Raw genomic sequence first — 25,047 nt, 5'->3', positions numbered from 1 at the left:
CCCTGTGGATACTGCTCTATTTTGTAAAACTTTTTAATTTTTCAGAAAGTTGAGGTTTCATTCGCTGATATACCTTGCCGGCGTCCGTCAGGGCAGCAGAAACGGCACGCGATGTCACCGTCGCACCGCTGACCGCATCCACCTGACCGCCGTCGGATTTGACTTTGAATTCCTCGGCCAAAGGGACCCCTTTGAATTGGGCCGCGAAAGAAGGGTCTGATTTTGCCCGGGAGCCGACCCCGGGAGTTTCACTGTGGGTGGTGATACCGACGCCGACAATTTTATCGTCCTTGGTATTGACGCCGATCATGACACCCAGTTCTCCGCCGAACCCCTTGCCGAAGCTCTCAAAGGCGACGGCATTGGCTTCGCCGTTAAAAACGCCGACAAAAAAACTTCGTTCTGATTCGGCATCTTTTAACTTGAACCTGTCGGAGATGGGATTGTTGGAGGCGCCCTCTAAAATCGCACTGATAGCGGGGCCCTTGACGAATTGGAGCTGCTGATTTTCGATTTTATCCATTGTTCCATTTCGGACGGCAGCCAGCAGCCCGCCGGAAAAAACGCTTAAGACCGTTAGTACAACAATCATTTTTATCATTTCACGCATGTTATACAACCTTTCCAATCGCTTTTGGCCGGATTTTGTCCAGGAGAGGGTTTAAGATATTCATGATCAGGATTGCAAAAACAACCCCATCATGAAAAATACCAATATTTCGGATCAACATCGTTAAGATCCCGCCGCCGGCGCCATAGATAAACATCGGGATCAGGTTCGCCGGAGAGGACGAATCTTCGGTGGCCAGAAATATAGCGCCGATGAGGGTATAGCCGGTCAGAATGTGAAAAACGGGTCCGCCAAAGCGGGCGCCGTCAAACAGGTGAAATATCAGGGCGGTGATGAACACGCCGGCCAGGAACGATACCGATATTTCCCAGCGGATAAAACCTCTCAGCATCAGATAGATGCCCCCGATGATAAGACCCAGTCCAAAAGTTGCGCCGATTCCGCCGGACTGGCGGCCCAGTAAAAGGTCTCCCGGGCTGAAAGCCCCGATTGCAACCGTCCCGAAATTTTTAAGTGCGGCCAGGGGGTAAACCATACTATAACCAAGGTCATAATTGAGCAGGGCCTGGTCAAAATTCAAAAAACCCTTCCAGGAGAGGGTCAGTATGGCGATTCCCACCATGACCGGGTTAAAGGGGTTGGCGCCGATACCGCCATAGATGTGCTTGCCGATGACGATCGCCACAAAGGTGCCGGTGACCACCAGCCACCAGGGGGAGGTTGCCGGCAGCAGCATGGCAAATAACATGCCGATAAGCGCTGCATTGCCGTCTGTGATGGTGATGGGGCGTTTGGTCAAACGGTTCATCAGCAGTTCCCAGAAGATCGCAGAGGAAACGGACAGCGAGACCACTGCCACTGCCGGCATGCCATACTGTATGATGCCGAAGATGACGGCCGGCAGGGTCGCTATTAAAATGTTATAATAGCGAACAGAAACCTTGCTTTCATCGTGCCAGAAGGGTGCATGGGATACGATGAATTTCTTCTGGTTAAACATTCGTTACCTCCGCTGTTTCGATTCGATTGAGCTCATATTTTGCCAGCCGGATATATTGAAAAATCGGGATTCGGGAAACACAGACATAACTGCACAACCCGCATTCAAAGCAGGCATAAAGGTCATACAGATCGACGGCTTCCTGGTACTGTCCGGCCTCCAGAAAGCGAACCAGCATGTTGATGGGAATTTTGGCCGGGCAGACACGCAGGCATTCCCCGCAGTTGATGCAGGGATAATCGGACACAAAGGGGATGCTGTCTTTATCCTGGATCATGAGGGCATCGGTATCCGGCCGGACCGGATAATCAAGGGTATAAATCGAAACGCCCGTCATCGGGCCGCCCAGAATGACCCGGTCCCTGTCGGCGACGGTCTCGCCGACCGCCTTTAATATATCTTTAACCGGTGTGCCGATCCGGGCGGAGACCAGACCTTTGCTGCCGTCTTTTTTAATGACCGTCAAGAGCTTTTGAAAGGGGATTTTGCCGTCTTCATAGGCGCGCCCGATGGACGCGACGGCTTCGGCATTAAAGATGCAGACGCCTAAGTCCTCCGCCCCTTTGCCGGCCGGGATCACCTTGCCCAGGACGTCTTTCAGGATCATATGCGGCAGGGCCGAAGGATAGGCCGTGTCAACGAATTTTACCTCCGCGCCAATGGAACCATACCCGCCCATGACGTTTACCGGAACAGCCAGGGTTACGTTTTCAATGCCGGTGATTCTTTTCAATACGGCGATACCTTTGGCGATGGCGTCTATCCGGGATTGAACGACAAACTGTTGGGTGGCAACCAGCAGGTCCCCGTCGGCGCCGTTGATGACGATGGTATGGATCGATTTTTCCGGATCGCCGAACACTTTAAAGGGCGGGTTGCCGGGAAGACCGGCCAGAAAAGCGGCAGCGGAAGCCAGCGCGGGTTCCTGGGCGGCAGCGGCAAACTGATCGTCGGGATCTTCTTTTTTGGCGGTATCTATCAAAACGGCTGTGCCGACCTGGCCCATTTCACCCCGGAAAGGTGTGACGGCAGAGATGGTTCCGGTTGCCGGAGAAATGGCGTACACGCGACCGTCTTCGACAAGTGTCAATTTCTGGCCGGTTTTGACCGTGTCGCCGATTTTGGGTAAAATCGCATCTTTAGCATCCATGGCAATATCCAGGACCAGGGTCACTTTAGGCGGCAGCAAAATGTTGACCGGTACGGGAAGCCTGCCTTCCAGGGGAATGTAATCAATCCGGGGCGTTGCCAAACCGCCAAATAATTTTTTTAGCATGGTTTCAACCTTTTGTTGTTAAAAGTATAAAATGAAAGCGCATAACATCTGCTAAATCATACAAAGTTACCTGACATGGCACGACGCGCAGCCATCAGGACCCTCCTGAGGGCCAGCTTCGATTTCCTTATGGCACTTGGTACACTGCGTGTGGAATGCATCCGATCGCTTGGGCACACTGGGGTCTTCGCTTTCACGTTCGTGGCATTCGATGCAGGCCGTTGCCTCTGTTTCGCCTGCTTCCAGGGTATGGTGACAATCGCGGCAGGAAAGGCCGTAGCCCGAGGCACCTGTATGGGTCTTGTGGTCGAACAGGACATTTCCGGCAATGCTCTGAAACATGAGCCTTACCGGGCGGTCCGGCGTTTTTGCAGGAAACGCGGCGTAGCTGACGACACCCACAATAAACAAAACGATAGCCAGTCCATAAGCCATCTGCAGCTCTTTTTTTGAAACCATCTAAACAGTCCTTTCAACGTTTTTGATATTGACCAAACCGTGGGCGCAAAACGAAAACCAAAGAAATCGGTTAACACAACGGCAATAGGCTTTCAAGTATTTTTTATTCAGCTAGAAGGTAAATCGCAGGGAAAGCCGGATGGATTTTGATTCAAGATCGCCTGAAAGGTCAATTTTTGTGTTTTGTTTCAAATTTTCAATAAATTGTTCTGTTTTGGCGCGATTGTACTTGTGGGCGCTGCCGACGGCGCCATAGATGTTGCCGGCATAAAACCCCACTTCAACAAAGGTGAGGAGTGCGCCCAGGGCAGGGCTGTCATTGTCAAAAGACTCAACTGCCGCCCAGATCAGGGCGCCGTTGAGCAAAAATGCGATCAGGGCATCCTGGTACCGTTCGCAATAGATGTAGCCGCCGCCGGGGACAATCGAAAGGGCGCCGGCCAGGGCGGGATTCTTTCGGGCGATGCCGGCTTCCCGGGCCAGTTCGGCGGAAAGCCGTTCGAGTCTGAATTTTTCACGGTTGGGCGGGCTTATTTTGTCGAAATATAACCGGGCATTATCCCATGAGGCGGTGTCGACATAGATCCATCCCAGGCGGTAATTGGCTTCATCCTTAATATCGGCGTCTTTCGACAACGCAATCAAATTGTGAAGGTTTATGGCGGCAGCGCCGAACTGGTTCAGCCGGACATGGCTTTCACTGACCATGAAATAGGATTTAACGGCCCATTCGCTGACAAAAAATTTATCAATAACCGCATGAAAGGCGGCAATGGCATCCCCATACCGCCGGCCTGAATAAAAGGCCATGCCGCACTGATACATGGCCCGTTCGACACGATCGTCTCCGGGAAAGAAATAGACAAACCGTTTGTATTCATCCACGGCCCGTGAATATTCACCTTTTAAAAAATACTGCTCGGCAAAATCGTACTGTGTGTCGGCATCGATCTGGATGACTGCTCCGGCATAAGACAGATTCTGCAGTATCGGGAAAAAAATGACAAAACATAGAAAAAAGAATGGTAACAAGATATGTGAATGACAACGCAAAAATGTAGCGGGTCGGGGAATCATCACTTTATCACCAAAAGATTTTGTTCTCTACTGGACCGTGGCGGCATTTGCGGCCGTTTATCAGAACCCTGGGCGAAAGGATCAACAGTAAAATAGCATATAAATGAGAATCCGGCAAAAATCAAATCACGCGCCGGCTAAAAAACCATGGGAATATACCCTTTTTTAATGTAGTCTGAAATAATCGTTCCCACATATTCCACCTGACACCCCAGTTCCTTGAGCCGGTCGCTGATGCCGGCCGTGTCGGACAGTCGTTTGCAGGCGACGGGTGTTTCATAATCGAGCAGTTGCGATGCAAAATCGGCGACTTCCGAGTCCCGGCAAAGCAAATCTTCAAAGGGGCCGAAAAAGATCACCTTGACCTCATCGAGCCATTTATTTTTCTGGGCGTTGAGTGCGTACATCATGCCGGTAAATGCTTTTTCCTTTTCACCGGTGGATAGAATGACGACAACTTTCGATGCCATAAGCGCCTCCTTTTGATATTTAACATGCATCCGTTAAAAAGTTATTTGCAAGATCCATCATGCGGGTTGTGTCTTCAGCCGCTACCCAGTTGATTTCGCCGTCGGATTTAAACCAGGTCAGCTGTCGTTTGGCATACCGCCGGGTGTCGCGTTTAAAGGTTCTGAGGGCTTCGGGCCAGGACAGGCGGCCTTCAAGAAAATCGACCAGGTGGCGATAGCCGATGGACTGCATGGATTTAAGGGTGGGGGCATACCCCCGGTCCAGCAGGTTTTTGACCTCCGGCAGCAAGCCGGCCGCGATCATACGGTCCACCCGCCCATTGATTCTTTCATATAATTCAATCCGGTCGGTGTCCAGCCCGATTTTTAAAACAGAGAAAGGTTTCTCGCTGAATCCATGATCGGACTGAAACTGCGAAATCGATTGGCCGGTTGATTCATAGATTTCCAGCGCCCGCAGGATCCGGTAGGTGTCATTGGGATGAATTCTGCCGGCGGCTTCAGGGTCACACTCCCCCAGGCGCCGGTGTAAAAATGCGGCGCCATGGGCGGCGGCCTCTTTTTTCAGGCGGCTGCGCAGGGCCGGATCAACCGGTTCGGCCGGAAACAGCCCTTTTAGCAGGGCTTTGATGTAAAGGCCGGTTCCGCCCACTACAAAGGGAACGAATCCTTTCCCTTGAAGCCCGCTGATGAGGCTTTGGGCCATATCGGCAAAGCGGGCGGCATTGAAGGGTTCATCCGGCGTCACCACATCTATCAGGTGGTGTTGAACCTGCTGCTGCTCCAGGAGGGTGGGTTTGGCGGTGCCGATATCCATAAAGCGGTAAATCTGCATGGAATCGGCACTGATGATCTGTCCGTTAAACCGGACGGCCAACTCAATGGCGGCAGCGGTTTTGCCGCTGCCGGTGGGGCCGCAGATGACGATCACTTTCGGTTTCGATTTATCCCGATTCATTCAGTTCCGTTTCAATCGTAAATTTTTGTTAGAACCACCACAAAGAGACCATATATAATCCTATAAGATCAATATTAAATATAATATTTTCGGAGTTAGCCACCAATTTTAAGAATTTTAAAGACTTAGAAATGATTTTCTTGCCACCACAACCGGATTGTCCACAAATAGTATACAAGACTGTCATCAAATTGGGCCGAAAATGAGGCGGCATCATTTGCGTCATTCTGGCAGTTAGCGACAGATATTTATGAATTGCTTATATTTTCAAATGGTTGATCGATGGGTGGGTGTTCTGCTTGCCGACATCTTTTTTTTCTGTACAACCGGGCACATGTTTTGCGAGAACAACTGCAGACTTAATGCTTTCTGATTTTTATTGCCAAGGAAGCGTTTCAAGGGCTCCATGAGGGGCATTTCGATACCTCCATTTCGATAGAGCAGGGTGACGGCACTGGCAGCCGGAACCCTGCTCAGCACTTCACAAAAAAACCGGCAAATTAATGATATTCTGGAAGTAAATGGCCAAATATTTCATCTAATAAAGGTTGACAACAACACGATTTTTTAATTAAAAACTATTATTATTTTTCCGTAAAAAGCTGCTGATATTATCGCATAAAGGAATTCTCATATGTTTTTTAATTTGGCGCTGACAGCTGCGCTCATCATCTTTGGATTCGGCCTGGTTTACAAAATTTCCACCTGGTTTCGCCGCAATATCGGAATGCAGGCGGACAACTATTCTGCAGCTACACGGTTCTCAGAGGCGGCCAAAGGGATCGTGGGGGTTTTTTTTAGCCGGGATGTATTCACGCTGATCAGGGTTTTTATCGTCGAAGTGCTCTTGCAGATGCGCATATTCAAAGAGGATTTTCTGCGCTGGCTGATGCACATGCTCATTTTTGCCGGATTTATGCTGCTGCTCCTGATGCATGCCCTGGACAAGCTGATTACGGTTAACATTTTCAGCGATTATTATAGCACCCTGAACCCGTTCATGTTCCTGCGCGACCTTTTCGGGTTGATGGTGATCGTGGGGGTTGCCATCGCCATTTATCGCCGGTTTATCTTAAAGGTGCCGCGGCTGAAAACCAATGCCATGGATCTTTATGCGATCCTGATTGTGGCCGTTATCATGATTTCGGGGGTTTTGCTGGAGGGTGTCAAAATCACGTCGCCAACGGTATTTCGCGCCATGGTGGACAGCTATAGCAGCCTGGATGACGACGAACAGGTCAAGGCGCTGGAGAGCCTGTGGGTCTATGAGTTCGGGGTGGTTTCTGAAGAAGTCGAGGCGCCCTTTGACGAAGCGGTCCTGGAACAGGGCGGTGAAATCCATGAGGAGAGTTGCGCCGCCTGTCATTCCTCACCGAAATGGGCCTTTACCGGGTTTGCTGCCGCCAAAGCAATGCGACCGATCGCTTTGGGATTGGACAGCGCCGGTGCGGCCGACATCCTCTGGACCATTCATATCCTGGCCTGTTTTTTGGGGCTGGCCTATCTGCCGTTCAGCAAGATGTTTCATATCATCGCCAGTCCCGTCAGCCTGATGGCCGGGGCGGTCATGGATAAGGAAAAGTCCCACCCGGCCAATATCGCCACCCGCCAGGTCATGGAGCTGGATGCCTGCACCCACTGCGGCACCTGCAGCCTGCGCTGTTCGGTTGCGCCTGCTTTTGACCGGTTAAACAATGCCAACATTCTTCCTTCGGAAAAACTGATTTTTTTAAAAGCCTATGCCGCCGATAAAACCCTTGATGAAAAGGGACTGCGGGCCATTCAAGAGGGTATTTACCTGTGCACCAACTGTGATCGCTGTACCGTGGTGTGCCCGGCCGGAATCAATTTACGCGAACTGTGGTTTAATGTGCGCGAGGAGCTCATTCACAAAGGGCTCCCGGTTGCGATGATGCTCACGCCGTTTTCTTTTTACCGGGGGTTGAACCGGCAGGGCCTGGATGCTGAAACGTATAGACAGCCGCTGACGGCTGCCGCCGAAGCGGTTGCGGCCAATTTTAAAATGATAGATGCGCCCGACCATGTCGTCGCCTTGAATACCCTGGATAAAGACTTGAAGGGGCAGGCCGATGCGTCGTCACAGGCCAACACCTATGCCTACTGTTTTGCCTGTGAAAACTGCAGCACGGTTTGCCCGGTTGTGGAAAACTATGAAAACCCCCAGGCGGTTTTAAAACTTCTGCCGCACCAGATCATGCGTTCGGTGGGTCTCGGGTTAAAGGACCTGGCTATGGGGTCAAACATGCTGTGGAATTGTCTGACCTGCTATCAATGCCAGGAGCATTGTCCCCAGGGCGTCAAGGTAACCGATGTGCTCTATGAGCTTAAAAACCTGGCGCTAAAGGAAGCCCAACGGGCTTCCGGGGAAGATCGAATCAACTGATGCAAAAAAGGTTTAGTACTCTATTTGATGATTACAATAACATTTTAAAATCCCTCCCGACTTCCCTTTAATAAAGGGGGCAAGGGGGATTTTTCAAGAAAGTGTTCAAAATTCCAGGTTGCAGAATACGCGTGTGAATTTACGAAAACCTGTACTTAGATGATGGGAATCCGATATGAAATTTGCGTTATTTCTGGGCTGTAATATTCCGGCCCGCGTCAAACAATATGAATTGTCGGCCCGGGCGGTCCTGGACAGGCTCGCGGTGGAGGTGGTGGACCTGCCTGAATTTAAATGCTGTGGCTACCCCATCCGCAATATCGATTTTAAATTGTACCTGATGTTGTCCGCCCGGAATATAGCCCTGGCCGAGCAACAGGGGGTGGACATGCTGACGCTTTGCAAGTGCTGCTTCGGCAGCCTGAAAAAGGCCGCCCACGTGCTCAGGGAGGACGCGGCCCTGCGCAACGAAGTCAATGCGTTTCTGGCAAAAGAAGGGCTGGCTGTCAGCGGGACGATGGTTGTCAAGCATTTTCTGTCGGTGCTGTATCACGATATCGGCCTGCCGGCCTTAAAGGAAAAAATGACGCGGACATTCAAAAATTTAAAAATTGCAACCCATTACGGCTGCCACGCGCTGCGGCCCAGCGACATCATGCAGTTTGACAACCCGGTGGCGCCGGTTGTTTTTGACGAACTGGTGGCGGCCACCGGCAGCAAAAGCATCGACTGGGCGACCCGGCTGGAATGTTGCGGGGCGCCGCTTTTGGGAAGCAACGATGAGCTTTCCATGGACCTGACCGCGCGAAAACTGGCGGACGCCAAAGCGGCCGGTGCAAACTATCTGTCCGTCGCCTGTCCCTATTGCCAGATGCAGTTTGATGCGGTTCAACAGATGATGACGGCGGACCGCGGCGGGGTGGACAATCTCCCCGCGATCCTTTACCCGCAGCTTCTGGGGCTTGCCATGGGGATTGACCGCCGGGCGCTGGGAATAGACATGAATAAAATGGATATCAGCGGTATCGAAGCTTATTTCGTGCAGGAGTAAAAATGTCTCAACAAAAGATTGGTTCGGTTATGGTTGTCGGCGGCGGGATTGCCGGGATGCAGGCTGCACTGGATGCGGCCGATTCCGGATATTATGTCTACCTGGTTGAGCGGACCGCTTCCATCGGCGGCGTGATGTCTCAACTGGACAAGACATTTCCCACCAACGACTGCGCCATGTGAATTATTTCACCCAAGCTGGTCGAGGTCGGCCGGCACATTAATATCGAACTGCTGACGCTTTCAGAGGTACAGGGCATCTCCGGGGAGGCCGGAAATTTCAGCGTGACGGTTACCCGGCACCCGCGCTATGTGGATGTTGAAAAGTGCATTGCCTGCGGTCTGTGCGCGGAAAAGTGCCCCAAAAAAGTCACCAGCGAGTATGACAGCGGCCTGATAAAACGCAAGGCCGTTTATGTCCGGTATGCCCAGGCGGTTCCCCTGAAATACGCCATCGATCCCCGGGAGTGCATCTATCTGATAAAGGGAAAGTGCAAGGCCTGCGAAAAATTCTGTCCCACGGATGCGATCAATTTTGAAGACCGGCAAAGCGAAAGAATCCTTGAGGTCGGATCGGTCATCATCACCAGCGGCTGTGAAGCCTATGATCCCAAGGGCCATGATGTGTACGGGTACGGCAAATCCCCGGATGTCGTTACCAGCCTCGAATTTGAGCGCATCCTTTCGGCCTCCGGGCCCTACGGCGGCCACCTGGTTCGGCCGTCCGACGAGCAGGAGCCTAAAAAAATCGCCTGGCTCCAGTGCGTCGGGTCCCGCGATGTGCATATCGGCGCCAGGGGGTACTGTTCGTCGGTGTGCTGCACCTATGCCGTTAAAGAAGCGATGCTGGCCAAAGAGCACAGCAAAGCGCCTTTGGATACGGCCATCTTTTATATGGATATGCGCACCCACGGCAAGGATTTCGAAAAGTATTACAACCGCAGCAAGGACGCCGGCGTTCGGTTTATCAAGTCGAAAATCACGAATATTGTTCCCCAGTCCGACGACGGCCGACAGCTCATCCGCTACATCGACGCGTCCGGCCGGCGGGTGGAAGAAGCGTTTGACATGGTGGTCTTGTCCGTCGGTCTGGGGGTGAGCCCATCGGCGGTGGAACTGGCCAACCGGATGAAAGTCGCCCTGGATCCGTACCAGTTTGTCGTTACCAGCAGCTTTACGCCGGTCCAAACCTCAGCACCCGGTATTTATGTCTGCGGCGCCGTGGAAGCGCCCAAAGACATTCCGTCTTCGGTGATCGAATCCAGCGCAGCCGCCGGCATGGCCGGCAGCAGCCTGATCGAATCGCGCTGGACCCTGACAAAGAAAAAGGAAATCCCCGTCCAGACGGACACCCGGGGGGAATCGCCCCGGGTCGGGGTCTTTGTCTGCCACTGCGGCACCAACATCGGCGGCGTGGTGGATGTGCCCGGGGTGGTTGAATTCGCCCGGACGCTTCCCTATGTCGTCTACGCCGAGGAGAACATGTTCAGCTGCTCCCAGGACACCCAGAACAATATGGCCAAGCTGATCAAGGAAAAGAACCTGAACCGCATTGTGGTGGCGGCCTGCACGCCTAAAACCCATGAACCGCTTTTTCAGGAAACCGTAACCAATGCGGGCATCAATAAATACCTGTTTGAAATGGCCAATATCCGCAACCAGTGCTCATGGGTTCACGGCGCCATTCCGGCCGAGGCCACTGAAAAAAGCAAGGAACTGACGCGCATGGCCGTGGCCAAGGTGGCCCTGCTGGAAGCCTTGAGCGAACCGGTACTGGAGATCAATCAGACCGCCCTGGTCATCGGCGGCGGCTTTACGGGAATGACGGCCGCCCAAACCCTTTCACAGCAGGGTTTTTACGCCATCATCGTCGAGAAGGCGGACCGGCTGGGGGGACAGGCCCGGCACCTGTATGAGACCTGGCGAAGGGAAGATATCCAGCAGAACCTTCTAAAACTGACCCGGGCGGTAACCGCCGATGAAAAGATCGAGGTTTATCTGAATGCCGAAATCACGAAGGTGGATGGTTTTGTGGGAAATTTTAAGACCACCATCAAGACCGGCGACAAAGCGCATGAGCTGACCCACGGGGTGACGATCATCGCCTCGGGTGCAACCGAGCTGAAACCGGACCTGTATCTTTACGGAAAGGATCCGCGCGTTTTGACGGCCCTTGAGCTCGATCAAAAATTTATTGAAAACGATCCGGCCCTGAAAGAGAAAAAGACGGCGCTTTTCATTCAATGCGTCGGCTCGCGCATCCCGGAGCGCCCCTACTGCTCCAAGGTCTGCTGCACCCATTCCATCGGCAGCGCCCTTAAGCTGAAAGAACTGAACCCGGACATGGACGTGTTTATTCTATACCGGGACCTGCGTTCCTACGGGCTGCGCGAAGATCTGTATCGCGAGGCCCGTGCCCGGGGCATTATTTTTATCCGCCACGACTTTGATAAAGGGCTGGACGTGGCTGCCGAAGACGGGAACCTGAAACTCCGGTTTACGGATACGATTCTGCGGCGCCGGATGGAGATCAGCCCGGACATGGTGGTGCTGGCGACGGCGATTACCCCGCCCAGGGAAAATCCCCTGGCCCAGCAGTACAAGGTGACCCTGAATGACGACGGGTTTTTTATGGAGGCGCATGTCAAGCTCCGGCCGGTGGATTGTGCCACGGACGGCGTGTTTATCTGCGGCCTGGCCCATGCCCCCAAACCCCTGGACGAATCGATCGCCCAGGCCCAGGCGGCGGCCACCCGGGCGGTAACCCTGCTGGCCAAAAAAACCATCCAGATGAGCGGCACGGTGGCGCATACGGATGCGATGAGCTGCAGCAGTTGCGGCGCCTGTGTGGCGCTCTGCCCGTATTCGGCCCCGTCCTTCATCCAGAAGGGCCCCTTTACCGGCAAGGCCGAGATCAATCCGGTCTTGTGCAAAGGCTGCGGCCTGTGCGTGGCCTCCTGCCGCTCCGGCGCCATTCGGTTAAGGGGGTTTGACAATGACCAGATCTTCGCGCAGATTTTTTCTTTGCGCGAAGCGGTTTGATAGGTTAGAATAACTTTTTGTAAAACCTGTCATTCAGGACCAGCATAAAGGTAACAGTCTCTGCGGTGATCGCATGCGATGGGACGGGGGAAAAATGGAATGTTGGAATATTGGGTTTGGCAGGGCGACTTCTGCTTCCTATTTCAAATTTTCCATCATTCCAATATTCCAAGGATTATGTAATGCAAACATTGTTTCTCCGGGGCAATGATCCCGGGGGTTGGAATTTCATACAGTCGAAGGAGACAACATGACCGATTGGGAACCTAAAATCATCAGTTTTCTGTGCAACTGGTGCAGCTACGGCGCCGCCGATCTGGCCGGCGTCGGCCGGATGTCCTATCCGGCCAACATCCGGGTGATTCGCATTCCCTGTGCCGGCCGCATGAGCCCCAAATTTTTTCTGGCGGCCCTGCGCGAGGGGGCCGACGGCGTCTGGGTGTCCGGCTGACATCCCGGCGACTGCCATTACCTGGAAGGTAATTATTACGCTCGACGCAAGTTCGCACTTTTTGAAAACCTGGCGGAATACATGGGGATTGAGCCCGGCCGCATTCATTTCTCCTGGATTTCTTCGGCCGAGTCGACCAAGTTTGTCGATGTGGTCAAAAGGGTCACGGAGGCGGTCAAGGCCCTGGGTCCCAATAAACGATTTGTAAAGAACATGGCTAAGGTGGCTTAAACATGCTGGAATACATTGATACCATCCGGAAAATAGCCGAAAAGATTTTAAAGGAAGGCACGGTCGAAATGGTGATCGGGTTTCGCAGGGGGACCGTGCCGCTGATGAATGAACCGCACTTCGTCCAAAAGCCCGAGGATGTGAAAAATCTGGTGTGGGACAGCAACTGCGGCATCAATCTGGCGAATTACCTGGCCGACCGCAAGGGAAAAATCGGCATTGTGGCCAAGGGGTGCGATTCCCGCAATATTGTCACCCATGTCATTGAAAACAAGATCAAAAGGGAGCAGCTCTATATTATCGGGGTCCCCTGCAAAGGGATGATCGACCGGCGGAAAATTGCCGGGATGTTGTATGCTGAAATAGAGAGCGTTGCTGAGACGGGCGACGGGATCGTGGTCAAGGGGGGCGAAACTGAAAAGACCTTTAAAAAACCGGACGTGCTCCAGGACAACTGCACCACCTGCAGCCACCGCAATCCGGTGGAATACGATGAACTGGCGGCAGAGCCGGTTAAGGAGCAGGAGGGCGTGGACCGGTATGCGGACGTCCGCCGGATCGAAGGGCTGCCGGCGGAAGAAAAATATCAATTTTTTGACGAGCTGCTGGCCGGGTGCATCCGCTGCTATGCCTGCCGCAATGCCTGCCCCCTGTGCTACTGCCCCACCTGCTTTGTGGATGAATCCCGGCCCCAGTGGGTCGGCAAAGGCCAGGACCCGACCGATGTCAGAACATTTCATTTCTTAAGGGCGTATCATTGCGCCGGCCGCTGTACGGACTGCGGCGCCTGTGAACGGGCCTGCCCGGTGGGGATCAGGGTCCGGCTCCTGACCAAAAAACTGGAAAAAGACTGTCTGGCGCTGTTCAAATGGGAGGCGGGCCTGTCGCTGGAGGTCAGACCGCCGCTGGATACCTATAGACCCGATGATCCGGATAAATTTATCAAATAAATTCATGGCTGTCGTTCGTCCAGGGCTGTTTGGCGCAAGGCGCCATTGCTAACAAGTGACCGCTTTGAGATAAAGGGTGCATCACATGAAGGGTGTAAGAATAGACAAGCAAAAGTGGACCGAAGGAATCGAGGCATTGAAAAGCGGGTATCGCCTGTACGGTCCGGTTAAAGCGGACGGGTTTCACAACTTTGACCTGCTGGAAAAAGGCATTCTCCCGGATTTTAATTTTCAGAATACCCGGTTGTCCCCCAAAGCGATCATTTATCCCCAGACAGAGGTGATGTTTCACTACACCCTGGATGAAAACAAGGAAGACCATCATATCCTGAAAGAGGTTGCCGGCAATACCATGCCCATGGCGATCCTCGGCATCCGGCCCTGTGATGCGGCCGCTTTTTTGCTGGTAAAAAGAAATTTTGACACGCCCGAATACCGGGATATTTACTGGGTGCGGGCCTATGAGGGCACAACCCTGGTGGGGCTGGCCTGCCGGCAGCCCTGTCAGACCTGTTTCTGCACCACGGCCGGCTGCGGTCCGTTTGGCGAGGAAGGGCTGGATGTCCTGCTGGTGGAAGAGACGGACGCTTTTCTGGCAAAGGCGATTACCGCTAAAGGGGAAAGTTTTTTGAAAACTGCAGGGTGGGGCGAAGCGGCTGACAGCGGCCCCATCGACGCGCTGAAAACCGAGGCTGAGAGCCGAATCCGCACGGCCGTTCAAACCGACCGGCTGGCGGAAAAGACCATTCCGGAGTTGTTTGACGCCCCTTTTTGGGACGAAGTGGCCTTTAGCTGCATCAATTGCGGGACCTGTACCTATGTCTGTCCGACCTGCTGGTGTTTCGACATTCAGGACGAGGTCAGCGGAAAGTCGGGCCTTCGGATGCGCAACTGGGACAGCTGCATGTATCCGCTCTTTACCTTTCACGGGTCCGGCCACAATCCGCGAAATACAAAGACCAAGCGGGTGCGGCAGCGGTTTATGCACAAACTTAAATATTATTTAGATAAATACAGCAGCGGCATTCAATGCGTGGGCTGCGGCCGGTGTATTCGCCAGTGCCCGGTCAATATTGATATCCGACGCGTCTGTGAACTGATGAACAGTTACGAAACTTGCCGGTAACATTTCGTGTTGCCCCGGTAAAATTTCCGGGTGAAGGGGGATGCGGTGCTCAATCCATATTTGCCATATCCGGTTCGCATTGATGAAATCATCACTGAAACCGTAGATAAAAATCTTAAAACATTCCGTTTTGTTTTTTTAAATCCTGAAGATGAGCAGAAATTTGCATACCAGGCCGGGCAGTTTGCCGAGCTCTCCGTGACCGGCAAGGGCGAAATCCCCATCGGAATTGCGTCGTCTCCCACCGAGAAGGGATTTGTCATGTTCACCGTCAACAAGGTCGGCCTGGTGTCGTCTTATCTGCACGCCATGAAGGCGGGGGACATCATGGGCCTCCGGGGCCCGCTGGGCAACTGGTATCCCTGGGAGAGGCTGAAAGGAAAAAACGTTGTCATTATCGGCGGCGGTTTTGCCTTTACCACCCTGCGGTCCTCCATTGTCTACATGCTGGACCCGGCCAACCGAAAGGATTTTAAGGATATCCATGTGATCTACGGGGCGCGGTCGCCCGGCATGCTCCTTTACCGGAAAGAACTGGCGGCCTGGGAAGAACGTGACGACATCAACGTTCACATTACCGTAGATGCCAGCGATGACCCGGATTGGAAATACAATGTGGGATTTGTCCCCACCATTACCGAGCAAAAGGCCCCGCCCGGGAATGCCGACACCTATGCGATCGTGTGCGGACCGCCGATCATGATCAAGTTTACCCAGCCGGTTCTGGACAAGCTCAATTACGGGCACGACCATATCATCATGTCCCTGGAGATGCGGATGAAATGCGGCATCGGCATCTGCGGCCGGTGCAATATCGGCAAGGAATTTGTCTGCAAGGACGGCCCGGTTTTTACCCTGGCCCAGCTCAACGGGATGCCCAGGGAATACTGATAAATTTCATATTGACATTGAGGATTCTATCGTATAGATAAGCACGATATAAAATCAAAGCCTGATAAGGCGGCAAGCCAATATATAATTATTCCATAAAAGGAGGGTTGTTTAATGCCAGAAGTTGATTTTGGAGGAAAAAAGTTTGTTATAGATGAAGACGGATTTATTGACAATTTTGAAAACTGGTGCCCCGAATGGGTTCAATTTGTCAAAAAAGAAGAAGGGATTGATGAGTTGTCGGAAGAACACTGGCAAGTCCTCAATGTACTCCAGGACTATTACAAGAAAAACGGAATTGCGCCGATGGTCCGGGTACTTTCCAAGGTAACGGGTTTTAAGCTGAAACATATCTACGAACTGTTTCCGTCCGGACCCGGCAAGGGCGCATGCAAGATGGCCGGTCTCCCCAAACCGACCGGCTGCGTGTAACACCACAAGTCGGTACATACCTTTATAAGACCGTAAAGAGGCCCTGCGAAAATCGCAGGGCCTCTTTTTTTAGGGGGGCTGGTATATGGTTGCCAACAATACTTTCCGATTCAGCCGCCGGACAATTCCGTTTCAATTATAACCCTTTTCAAAAGCCGATTTGGTCGTGGGATATTTATGAAAACTTCGATAACGGTAAAAACCAAAGCAAAAACGGAACTGATTGACATCACCGCTGAAATACAGCACTTGGTTCGTTCACAGGGGGTTGCCGACGGGCTTTGCATGCTGTATGTGCCCCACACCACGGCGGCTGTTACGATAAATGAAAGCGCGGACCCCAGCGTCCGGTCGGACATTCTGATGGTGTTGAATAAAATCGTTCCCTGGGAGGCGGGCTACCGGCACCTGGAGGGAAATTCAGCGGCCCACGTCAAGGCGACCCTAGTGGGCGCTTCAGAAATGATCGCCATTGAAAGCGGCAGCCTGCAGCTGGGAACCTGGCAGGGCATATTTTTTTGTGAATTTGACGGTCCGCGCACCCGAAAGCTGCATGTTCGTCTGTTTAAATTCCCGGCATAGTCCCCCGCTTCGTCCCTAAACCGGCGGCGTTATGCTGCCCATAGCGCAGTGGTGCCCGGGTTGTTTCTGATTTTTTCGTGACTATACTTGGTTCTGACCGCAACACTGTCGGCATACCGCTTTGGCTGGTACCACGCGCAGTTGCCAATATTTTAATAATTTCACTGTCATACAAAAAATTCAAAGGAGATGACCATGAAGTTGGTAATGTTTCAAAAGACCGGGGATGCAAGGCTCGGCTCCCTGAATGAAAATGAAGTTGTTGATTTGAATCTGGCCTGTGAGGCCGTGCTGGAGAGCCGGGGAGAAGGCCGGGCGCGTCAGAAGGCGGCTCTCATGGTTCCGCCGGAAACCGTCCGGTTTTTGGAAGGTGAAGGCGAATCCATGCAGGCCGCCCGGGAAGCGCTGCGCTGGGTCGCGTCCCAGGGGGCGAAATCGAGTCAGGTAAGAGGCTTGAATATCGTTTCTCCGCTGGATCAGGTTAAACTGCTGGCGCCGGTTCTAAAGCCCTCCAAGATTATTTGCGTGGGCCATAATTATCACGATTTTCTAAAGGAGCTCGGCATGCAGCCCCATAAAGAACCCATGCTGTTCGCCAAGTTTGCCAATGCGGTGGCCGCCTATGATGATCCGATTCCCCGGCCGGCCATGACCATCTGCCTGGGATATGAAGCGGAGCTCGCATTTGTTGTGGGCAAGCGCTGCAAGCATGTGCCGGAAGAAAAGGCTTACGATTACATTGCCGGCTACATGGCGCTTAATGACGTCAGCGCCAGCGACCTGACCAAGCGGGATGGGCAAAATCTCAGGGGAAAGAGCTTTGACGCCTTTGCCCCGATGGGGCCCTTTCTGCTGACGACCGATGAATTGCCCGATCCGCACAATCTTTCCGTGAAGCTGAAGGTGAACGGCAAGGTTTTGCAGGAATCGAATACGAAGCAGCTGGTGCACACGGTTCCCCAGCTCATGGCCTTCTGCTCGCAAGTTTTTACACTGGAACCCGGCGACGTGGTGGCAACCGGCACGCCCGGCGGTCTGGCCAAGGATCGCAAGCCGCCGACATTTATGAACCCCGGGGATATCATGGAAACCGAGATCGAGAAACTCGGGGTCATGCGAAATCCCATTACGAAAGAATAAAATCAGCCTGCCGGCGAATACGGGATTAAAATCCAAAAAGGAGGCATCCAAAGATGCCTCCTTTTTTGCTGTTTTCGATCTGTTTCATGTTTACTCCGGTGCTGTAGCTTTGTCGCACTCCACCTGAATACGCATCCATTTCTTACGCAACCGTCATCCTTAGCATCTTTTCAATATAAGTATCCTTGTCTTCCTTCTGGAAGAAAACGTGCTGTTCATCGAACTGTTCTTTTGTCATACCACCGTCCCACCACCCGACCTCGGGCAAACGGGTATTGGAAACGATGAAGGAATTCAACGTAATCATTGAATCCTGAGACCGGAGATCATCTTCTATGGATTTAATTGTCTTGTAAAACGCGATTTTAGGATCGTCAGGACCTTTCAAATTGCGCAAGCCTTTAGGGTCGATAAAGTTGATGTACTGTTTCCCATCCGCGAGCAACCACATGATGAAATCCGGATAGAAGTTTCCCGCTTCAAAAAATCCAATTCCCCTTCCTCGAGACATGTTCCGCAGCAGGTAGAGCTCTTTGCCCTTAAAGAAATCCTTGTTCTGCGAGCAATTTTGCTGGAGATCCAGAACGAAATCCCGCTCGCCCTCATTCAGAGACACGGGTTTCACCTCTATGACAGCGCTGTTCACATAGATCAGCGGCTGATAGAGATGCTGTCCCAGCATGACGGTGGCAAATCCCTGAAATTCGATGTTTCGTAATTCCCCCCTTTCAATGATACTTTTGATCTCCGCAAGCTTGGTCACAATGTCCTGCCTCGACTGATCGACCATGAACATATAGTTTTCAATGAAGTTGGGATCGTTTTCGGTAAGCACCTTGTATTCAAGATGATCCTTTTCAAATTCGGCCTTTTTGACCCTATAAAACCGGTCACAGTATTTACGGAGTAGCATTGACGCAATCTCCTGCCACCGAAGCACCTGCTCAAATGACTGCGCTTCCATCTCTTCCTGCGGTATATGGAGCACATACCAGCTATTATCAATGAGAAATTCCGGTATCCTGTCCATACTCAGGTTCAGGTTGTACCAGGCGCGCTCGCTCTTAAACCTTTGAAGATCGAAATAGAGCTTCTCGATGTCAAGGAATGCAAGGTGCTCTTCGGTGAACCAGGCTTCGTTCGGTGCGGTCGCATCAAGTGCCGCCTGACCCCGGGCGCTTGCAAGCGCCTGAATTTTTGGATACCAATCAATGATAAGAGGGTTTTTTTTGAGATGTTCATCCGGTATCTCAAGGGTTGGCTTCGGTCCCTGTTTTTTGAAGTCAACGCCTTCCCTTAGGCGGATTGTCTTCAGTGGTTTCTTGCCGAGATTCTTAACCACCGGCAGTACAAATTCTATGCGGTCTTCATTGGCCGGGAGCCCTTCGTCTTCCATATATTCTTTGAACTGCCGCATATAATCCGCGTGGATTCCGAATACGTTGAGTGTTTCCAAGCGTTCCATGTCCTTTGGCGGTATGAAACCGACAATGCGATGGCTTCGTTTAAGGCAAAAATCAAATCCCTTCAAGCGGACGCCGCGGCCGAAAAGCTGGATAATCTGCGAGCCTTCCTTCTTGCCGATGTTCATGAGGCCCATGGTACTCACGCGCCAACTCGACCAGCCCTCTGAAAATTTTTTTGATCCTATCAGTACGTTTAGTGTTGAATCACCGGAATTTACGCGACGGAAAAGCGAATCAGAAAATTCACTATCCGACACCGCCAAATCCTTGGCGTGCTCTTCGCAAAGCTTGCACAGACCCGATGAATCGCCGACATTAATTAATCCGAATGGGTCATTGTCCTCGCCAATATGCAAAGCAACTTCGCCTTCGGCTTCACCTCCTGCCTTGAGCCGCCGCACGTGCAGCGCACCGGTTACCTGCGTGTTGAAAAGGACCATTAAGATGTCCTGATAAGCCTGTTCCCCGGAAAGCCCGAGTTTTCCGAGGTAGGTGAAAGCCCCTTTAAAAAGCTCGCGCCCCTTGGCATCATGGAGACCTGAATTGCCGCTAAGGAGCATTTCTATGTAACGGATGCTTTCGCTGCGATTCCTTACAAAACGAGCAAGGAGCAGGAGAATGTCAACCACGTCCGAAACGTCCCTCTTTCTCGGCGTCTTGGTGACGCTTCCGCCTACGAATATCCAGAGGGGCTTTTCGATCAGGAAGCTTCGCAGTTCATCTCGCCTGTCCAGAAACAGCTTCTGCTGCTGGTAAAACGCCAAGAGACAGGCCGTCAGATACCGCCGCCGGTGTTCTTTATTCGAGTCGTCTTCAAGGTTGAGAATGCGATATTCCTTGCCATAACCGTCACCGTAGAAATACTTGTACGAATAATCGAAGAGGATGCACTTGGCGTACTCATGGGCCAGATCTTTGTTGCCGCTTGCCTTCATCGCCTGCCCGAAAGTGGCGGAATACTCAAAAGAAAAGCCTTTCTCGCAGAGCCGGTTGCGCATCTGCATCCAGTGGCCGACTTCCGCGCCGCTTGTACCCCGATGGCCTTCATCCACCAAAACAAGGTTGTTGCCTTCAAAGGCGTCAATGGATACGGTCTTTTCCCCGGTGGTTTCGCGCAACTTATGAATGTCAATAATTTCAACGCTGCTCCTCGAAAACAATCCTCCGGCATCCTTATCAAAGAGATCGGCGAATATACCGGACAGCCTGAATTCATCGCGATGTTGAAAACTTAAACTCTCATTCGGCGTCAGCAGAATGGTCCGGTTGATGTCGCCGTCCCGGCCGTTCAGCTTCTGGTAATGCAGGTACTGCAGGATATTGACGTGCATGAGAAGCGTTTTGCCTGAACCGGTGGCGCTCCAAAAAGCAAGCTTCCGCAGGTCCTGCGGCGTATAGGTCTTGATTTGGGCGTCCTTCGGCAGGCCTGCTGCAAATAGTTGGCCCATCGCCTTTTGCTGGAGGGTATCGCCGGCGTTGAAACGTTCTGCATAGGCATTCAGATCAGCCAGGAGCCCCTCGGGATCACGGAAATAGCGGTCCAGGTAGATTTCAGTAAACAGCAGACACAAATACTGAAAATACTTAGGATACAGGTTTTGACCATCAGCATTTCTTTTATCTGTAATCTGTCTCCAGTGCCGGACAATGTTTCCGTCGTAAACCAAAAGAATATCGCGCGGTAATTCCGGAAGATCGAAAATGAGTTTCAAACATTGGTGGAAACGCGAAACGCCGTCCTCATTGAAACCCTCAAACGCCGGATCGCGCAGGTGTTTGCCCATGTCGTCGAAGGTGGCCATATCAAATAAGTCGAGCATCCAGTTGACCAGTACCAAGCGGTGATCGAATTTGAGATGGGGAGACCGGTGAGCGGGACGACGGGGTGATGTTTCCCTTCGGGCCATCATTACACCTTCCCGGACTCTATGATGCTATGGACAAAATCCCTTCGTGTTTCATCCTTCATAAATCACCTCGCCTTTTTCAATTTCTTTCATAAAAGGCCCCGGATCGGGGTTCGGTCGGACAGGTATGACATCCAGAGGAATGATCCGTGCGATATTCCGAAGGGTTCGGCGATACTTTCTGGCGAGAGGGTAATAGCCCTCGTCCGAGTCCTGAAACACGGCGATGTCTAGATCATGCGGATGCTCGGAGGTCACGAATGAGCCGAAAATAACCACCCGCCGCACTTCGGAGAAACCGGATAATACGGCGGCAACTTCCCGCTTCACTTTTTCTTTGGTATCACCGGCGATGCTCATATTTTACCTCCATAAATTTTATTATATATCCTTAACATCGAACATAAGCTGCTTGAATTCCTCTTCTATCAGCCGCACCTTATAGCGCGGCTCCAAGCCTTTTTTATCCGGATCGAGCGGCACGTTCATGAGGTTGTTGTCGCCATTGACATAAATGATGTCAAATTCGGAATCGAGCCTGTTGTATTGCTGCTTTTTGAAAAAGGCCTCAAGCTCAATGTTGGCATTCTGCCGTGCAGCAGCAATCTTTGCGGGATCCCTCTCGTCAAGGTCCCGAATCTTGCGCCAGATGACAAGGACCTTTTCACCCGCCGGGTTTTCGCCTTTGACCAACTGGAAACTGTTGATCCTTTCGATGCGTGTTGCCTTCAGACCCAGAAGCCAGTTAAATGTTTCGACCAGGTCCACATTTACGGGTTTTGTCTCACCCACCGATCCCGCGCCCACGAGCAGTTGGTAGTTCCACGGATCGTCGAAGTTATCTATGTTGAGCAAGGTCTGGCTGCCCCGGGATTCTACATCGAGCATGTATTTCAACATATAAGATTCCCGAAAGCCATCAGCTTTATTGAGGAGCAGTTGCTGGTGATCGTTACGTTGAAGTTCGATATTAGTTAATGCGTCTTCGTAGGATTCCAGACGGATGTATTTAAACATGTGGCTTACGCCATCGCGTGAAACAGGCTTGCCGTTTTTCCAACCCTTTGAGTAGACGACCTTCAGAATACGAGGTTTCAAGGCTGTATCGAAGTGCTCTCCCATTTCAACGAGGATGTACTTGCGACCACCTTCATCTTCACGGTTCAAGTCGATAACGGCATGGCCAGTCGTACCGGAACCGGCGAAATAATCAAGAACTACAGCACCAGGATCCGCGCCAGCGACAAGCAGACAGTCTTTAACCGCGTATAGTGATTTAGGAAATGAAAAAACCTGAGATGACCCAAGTATATTTGTAAGTAGATTAGTCCCGTATTCAGTAGCCGAATACTCTTTTTTGTCCCAGAGAGTTCTTGGCAATGTTCCTTCTGTTCTTATTCTCGCTTTTCGGTATACACCTAATTGACCTTGTTGGTCTCTCCTCACGCTTAATTCATCAAGTGAAGCTTTTGCAGTATCAATTCCTAATTTCCATGTTTTCTCTCCGCCTTTGGCATCTATTGGCCAAACAACTTGTTCATCTTTGTTTGGTTTCTCAAATAGAATCCATGATTTAGATTTCACATCCCAATCAGCTTTTGGAAAGCGTAAAACCTCTTCAGATACAAAAATTGGGTAGAACAGCTTCGGTCTTGCTGAACGGTTGGCATTTGCTCCACCATGCTTCCTAAGATTAACCCATTCATATCGTCCCTTTTGATCTTCGTATTTGTACCTACTAACCTGTTCTTCTGTATGTGAAAGCCTGCCAACAGCCGATTGCTCCCCTTTTGACAAAAATATGGCGTATTCATGTGCAATGGAGAATCCCTTAGGCGTAGCTCTGCCAGAAGGATTGTTCTTGATGGCTGCAACACCAAGGAGCCTATCTCTTGAATACCGGCCTTCCATGAAAGTGAAAAGCTTAGAAAATTCAAAATCATCGATGGTTATACAGAGAATGCTTTCTCCACACATTAGACTTTCCGTTGCCAGAAGCCGGCCGGTAATAAATGCCAACCAAGATGAATGTTTAAAATCATTTTTATAAATAATCTCTGAGGCACTCGTGTTATATGGTGGATCAATGTAAACGCATTTTACTTGCCCTCGATACATATTTTGCATCATGTTAAGTGATTGAAAGTTCTCCCCTCGCACTAACACACCATCGCACTGATCCTCTACATCATCAAAACTTGCAAGCAGCTTTTCCTTGAAATCCGTATTAAAGAACTCCGTATCTATTACCAGAAATGGATTTGCCTTCAGGAACTCCACCGTCAGCGGTTCCGAGTACACAACTGTCGTCTTCTCATTGATCTTAAGCTGACCGCTTTTGGTTTTGATCTCATCAATAGCAAAGAGGCGAACCCATTCCTCTCTTTGAGCCTCATTGGCGGTAATTTCAGGGTAAAGTTTCTCCGGCACCCGATCGAGGGTCACGCAGTAGTTGGTTTCAATCACAAATTTTTTCTTGAGCCAGAGCTTTTTCTGAAAATCCTCGATCTGCGCCAGAAAGGCGATGATTTTATGGGCAATCTGGCGGATGACCTTTATCTTTAAAAGATACTGTTCCACGCGCGGTGCGGTCTCTTCCTCGATGTCGTCCAGCCGCATAACCTCGTTTTTAATGTAAAAATCAAGCTCCCGCCGAAGGAAGGCGCCCAAGTCCTTGTGGATGAAATAATCAAAGGTGTTTCGCCGGGTATAGTCGAACAGGTGTTTGTCAAGAATGGTCTTGTCGGTTTCCTTGCCGTCGACCCGTTTCCACATAACATCCAGGCGTTCCTTCCAATCCAAGCGTTTCTTATCGTTCAGGTCTGCGAAGATGCGTCCGGAGGTTTTGGCGTTGATGGCGTCCTGTCTGCGTTTTTCATCATCCGGGCGGTACTCGAAGCGGATGATAAGTTCGCCGTTTTCCTCGGCTGCCGGCTTGTCGCCATGCAAAAGGAAACGCCGGTCGTTGCCGTTGGCCGCCTTAATATTATCCTTCTCCGTATCGGCTTCAATTATCTTAAAGTGCACGCAATGCCCGCTTGGGGTTTTAAAGGCATAATCCCGGAAGTATTCAGATGTTTTGATGTAGTACTGGTCGTGGTTGGTCCAGTGAAGCTTGACCTCTTCGCCCTCGTAAGGAATGGCGTAAACTCCTTTTTTGTAACGGCGCAGCGAAATAAAGTCGCCCCCGTCGTAGTAGCGGCTGAAGAAACTGAAGAGGTGGTCGTAGACCTCGTTCTCCAGAGCCGCAATATCAACAGCGGACGATTCATATTCAGCCTGGAGTTCCTTTACCTTTGGAACATTTTCCGGTTCGATACCCAGTGCACGCGCGCCTTCAATGGCTTTATCCAGTTCCTGCTTGAGCGTTGCCTTATCGGCTGACTGATATTGCTTGAACGCTTTTCGGACCTGGGGCAGAAGGTCACTTTCCAAAAACCGGTTGACCTCGTCCCGCCGCGCATTCATGACCCGGTAAATGCCGAAGTCCAGGTCGGCCTGGTCAAGCTGGAACAGCTCGGAGAGCTTTGCCTTAAGCTTTTCAAAAGAATTCATGTCTACTTG

The 25,047-nt window shown here is 51.5% G+C and carries 20 protein-coding genes; 10 read left to right on the top strand and 10 right to left on the bottom strand.

All coding sequences use genetic code 11. The features are described 5' to 3' along the window. Positions 1 to 16 precede the first annotated feature (16 nt). From P1P89_05815 to miaA, 7 genes are all read right to left on the bottom strand, one after another. Entirely contained in the window at positions 17 to 610 is a 594-nt protein-coding gene (locus tag P1P89_05815; protein ID MDF1591016.1) for an RnfABCDGE type electron transport complex subunit G, read from the bottom strand. Between the two features lies 1 nt (position 611). After that, the gene (locus tag P1P89_05810) at positions 612 to 1,571 is read right to left on the bottom strand and encodes an RnfABCDGE type electron transport complex subunit D (GenBank protein MDF1591015.1); all 960 of its coding nucleotides are present in this window, start codon (positions 1,569 to 1,571) and stop codon (positions 612 to 614) included. Then, positions 1,564 to 2,847, bottom strand: a complete 1,284-nt coding sequence (locus tag P1P89_05805; GenBank protein MDF1591014.1) for a 4Fe-4S dicluster domain-containing protein — start codon at positions 2,845 to 2,847, stop codon at positions 1,564 to 1,566. The genes P1P89_05810 and P1P89_05805 overlap by 8 nt, the downstream gene beginning before the upstream one ends. Positions 2,848 to 2,913: 66 nt before the next feature. After that, positions 2,914 to 3,306 carry a cytochrome c3 family protein gene (locus tag P1P89_05800; GenBank protein MDF1591013.1) on the bottom strand — a complete coding sequence of 131 codons (393 nt, stop codon included), beginning with the start codon at positions 3,304 to 3,306 and terminating at the stop codon, positions 2,914 to 2,916. 111 nt (positions 3,307 to 3,417) lie between these two features. Continuing rightward, the gene (locus P1P89_05795) at positions 3,418 to 4,383 is read right to left on the bottom strand and encodes a hypothetical protein (GenBank protein MDF1591012.1); all 966 of its coding nucleotides are present in this window, start codon (positions 4,381 to 4,383) and stop codon (positions 3,418 to 3,420) included. A 137-nt stretch (positions 4,384 to 4,520) separates the two neighbouring features. Continuing rightward, positions 4,521 to 4,853, bottom strand: coding sequence for a hypothetical protein (locus P1P89_05790; GenBank protein MDF1591011.1), 333 nt, complete (start codon positions 4,851 to 4,853; stop codon positions 4,521 to 4,523). A 19-nt stretch (positions 4,854 to 4,872) separates the two neighbouring features. Beyond that, complete coding sequence (gene miaA / locus P1P89_05785; protein MDF1591010.1) at positions 4,873 to 5,811, bottom strand: tRNA (adenosine(37)-N6)-dimethylallyltransferase MiaA; 939 nt, start codon at positions 5,809 to 5,811, stop codon at positions 4,873 to 4,875. A 634-nt stretch (positions 5,812 to 6,445) separates the two neighbouring features. On the opposite strand from miaA, the gene P1P89_05780 reads away from it, so the two are divergent. The 10 genes from P1P89_05780 (at position 6,446) to P1P89_05735 (ending at position 18,110) form a co-directional block, all read left to right on the top strand. Beyond that, complete coding sequence (locus P1P89_05780; protein ID MDF1591009.1) at positions 6,446 to 8,215, top strand: 4Fe-4S dicluster domain-containing protein; 1,770 nt, start codon at positions 6,446 to 6,448, stop codon at positions 8,213 to 8,215. Positions 8,216 to 8,390: 175 nt separating this feature from the next. Next, positions 8,391 to 9,266, top strand: a complete 876-nt coding sequence (locus P1P89_05775; protein MDF1591008.1) for a CoB--CoM heterodisulfide reductase iron-sulfur subunit B family protein — start codon at positions 8,391 to 8,393, stop codon at positions 9,264 to 9,266. Positions 9,267 to 9,268: 2 nt separating this feature from the next. Further along, entirely contained in the window at positions 9,269 to 12,307 is a 3,039-nt protein-coding gene (locus P1P89_05770; protein ID MDF1591007.1) for an FAD-dependent oxidoreductase, read from the top strand. A 250-nt stretch (positions 12,308 to 12,557) separates the two neighbouring features. Continuing rightward, positions 12,558 to 12,989 (top strand): hydrogenase iron-sulfur subunit, encoded by a 432-nt coding sequence (locus tag P1P89_05765; GenBank protein ID MDF1591006.1) that lies wholly within the window; start codon positions 12,558 to 12,560, stop codon positions 12,987 to 12,989. Positions 12,990 to 12,991: 2 nt separating this feature from the next. Then, on the top strand, positions 12,992 to 13,939 hold the full coding sequence (locus P1P89_05760) for a 4Fe-4S dicluster domain-containing protein (GenBank protein MDF1591005.1): 948 nt from the start codon (positions 12,992 to 12,994) through the stop codon (positions 13,937 to 13,939). An 85-nt stretch (positions 13,940 to 14,024) separates the two neighbouring features. Then, positions 14,025 to 15,065 carry a 4Fe-4S dicluster domain-containing protein gene (locus tag P1P89_05755; GenBank protein ID MDF1591004.1) on the top strand — a complete coding sequence of 347 codons (1,041 nt, stop codon included), beginning with the start codon at positions 14,025 to 14,027 and terminating at the stop codon, positions 15,063 to 15,065. 45 nt (positions 15,066 to 15,110) lie between these two features. Further along, positions 15,111 to 15,956 carry an FAD/NAD(P)-binding protein gene (locus tag P1P89_05750; GenBank protein ID MDF1591003.1) on the top strand — a complete coding sequence of 282 codons (846 nt, stop codon included), beginning with the start codon at positions 15,111 to 15,113 and terminating at the stop codon, positions 15,954 to 15,956. Positions 15,957 to 16,070: 114 nt separating this feature from the next. After that, positions 16,071 to 16,388: a TusE/DsrC/DsvC family sulfur relay protein gene (locus tag P1P89_05745; GenBank protein MDF1591002.1), complete on the top strand. Its 318-nt coding sequence runs from the start codon at positions 16,071 to 16,073 to the stop codon at positions 16,386 to 16,388. 177 nt (positions 16,389 to 16,565) lie between these two features. Beyond that, a complete protein-coding gene (locus P1P89_05740; GenBank protein MDF1591001.1) occupies positions 16,566 to 16,970 on the top strand; it encodes a secondary thiamine-phosphate synthase enzyme YjbQ in 405 nt (134 codons plus the stop codon). A gap of 195 nt (positions 16,971 to 17,165) precedes the next feature. Beyond that, a complete protein-coding gene (locus P1P89_05735; GenBank protein ID MDF1591000.1) occupies positions 17,166 to 18,110 on the top strand; it encodes a fumarylacetoacetate hydrolase family protein in 945 nt (314 codons plus the stop codon). Between the two features lie 142 nt (positions 18,111 to 18,252). Here the strand turns inward: P1P89_05735 and P1P89_05730 are convergent, their stop codons facing one another. From P1P89_05730 to P1P89_05720, 3 genes are read right to left on the bottom strand one after another with little or no spacing between them, the layout of a single operon-like run. Next, complete coding sequence (locus P1P89_05730) at positions 18,253 to 21,486, bottom strand: DEAD/DEAH box helicase family protein (protein ID MDF1590999.1); 3,234 nt, start codon at positions 21,484 to 21,486, stop codon at positions 18,253 to 18,255. Positions 21,487 to 21,534: 48 nt separating this feature from the next. After that, complete coding sequence (locus P1P89_05725; GenBank protein ID MDF1590998.1) at positions 21,535 to 21,843, bottom strand: nucleotidyltransferase domain-containing protein; 309 nt, start codon at positions 21,841 to 21,843, stop codon at positions 21,535 to 21,537. 21 nt (positions 21,844 to 21,864) lie between these two features. Then, positions 21,865 to 25,038, bottom strand: coding sequence for a DNA methyltransferase (locus P1P89_05720; GenBank protein ID MDF1590997.1), 3,174 nt, complete (start codon positions 25,036 to 25,038; stop codon positions 21,865 to 21,867). Positions 25,039 to 25,047 lie beyond the last annotated feature (9 nt).

This window comes from Desulfobacterales bacterium (genome assembly GCA_029211065.1).
In the GTDB taxonomy this organism is placed as follows: Bacteria; Desulfobacterota; Desulfobacteria; order Desulfobacterales; family JARGFK01; genus JARGFK01.
The sequence above is the reverse complement of the archived record's forward strand: the minus strand, read 5'-3'. Positions and strand labels throughout refer to the sequence as shown.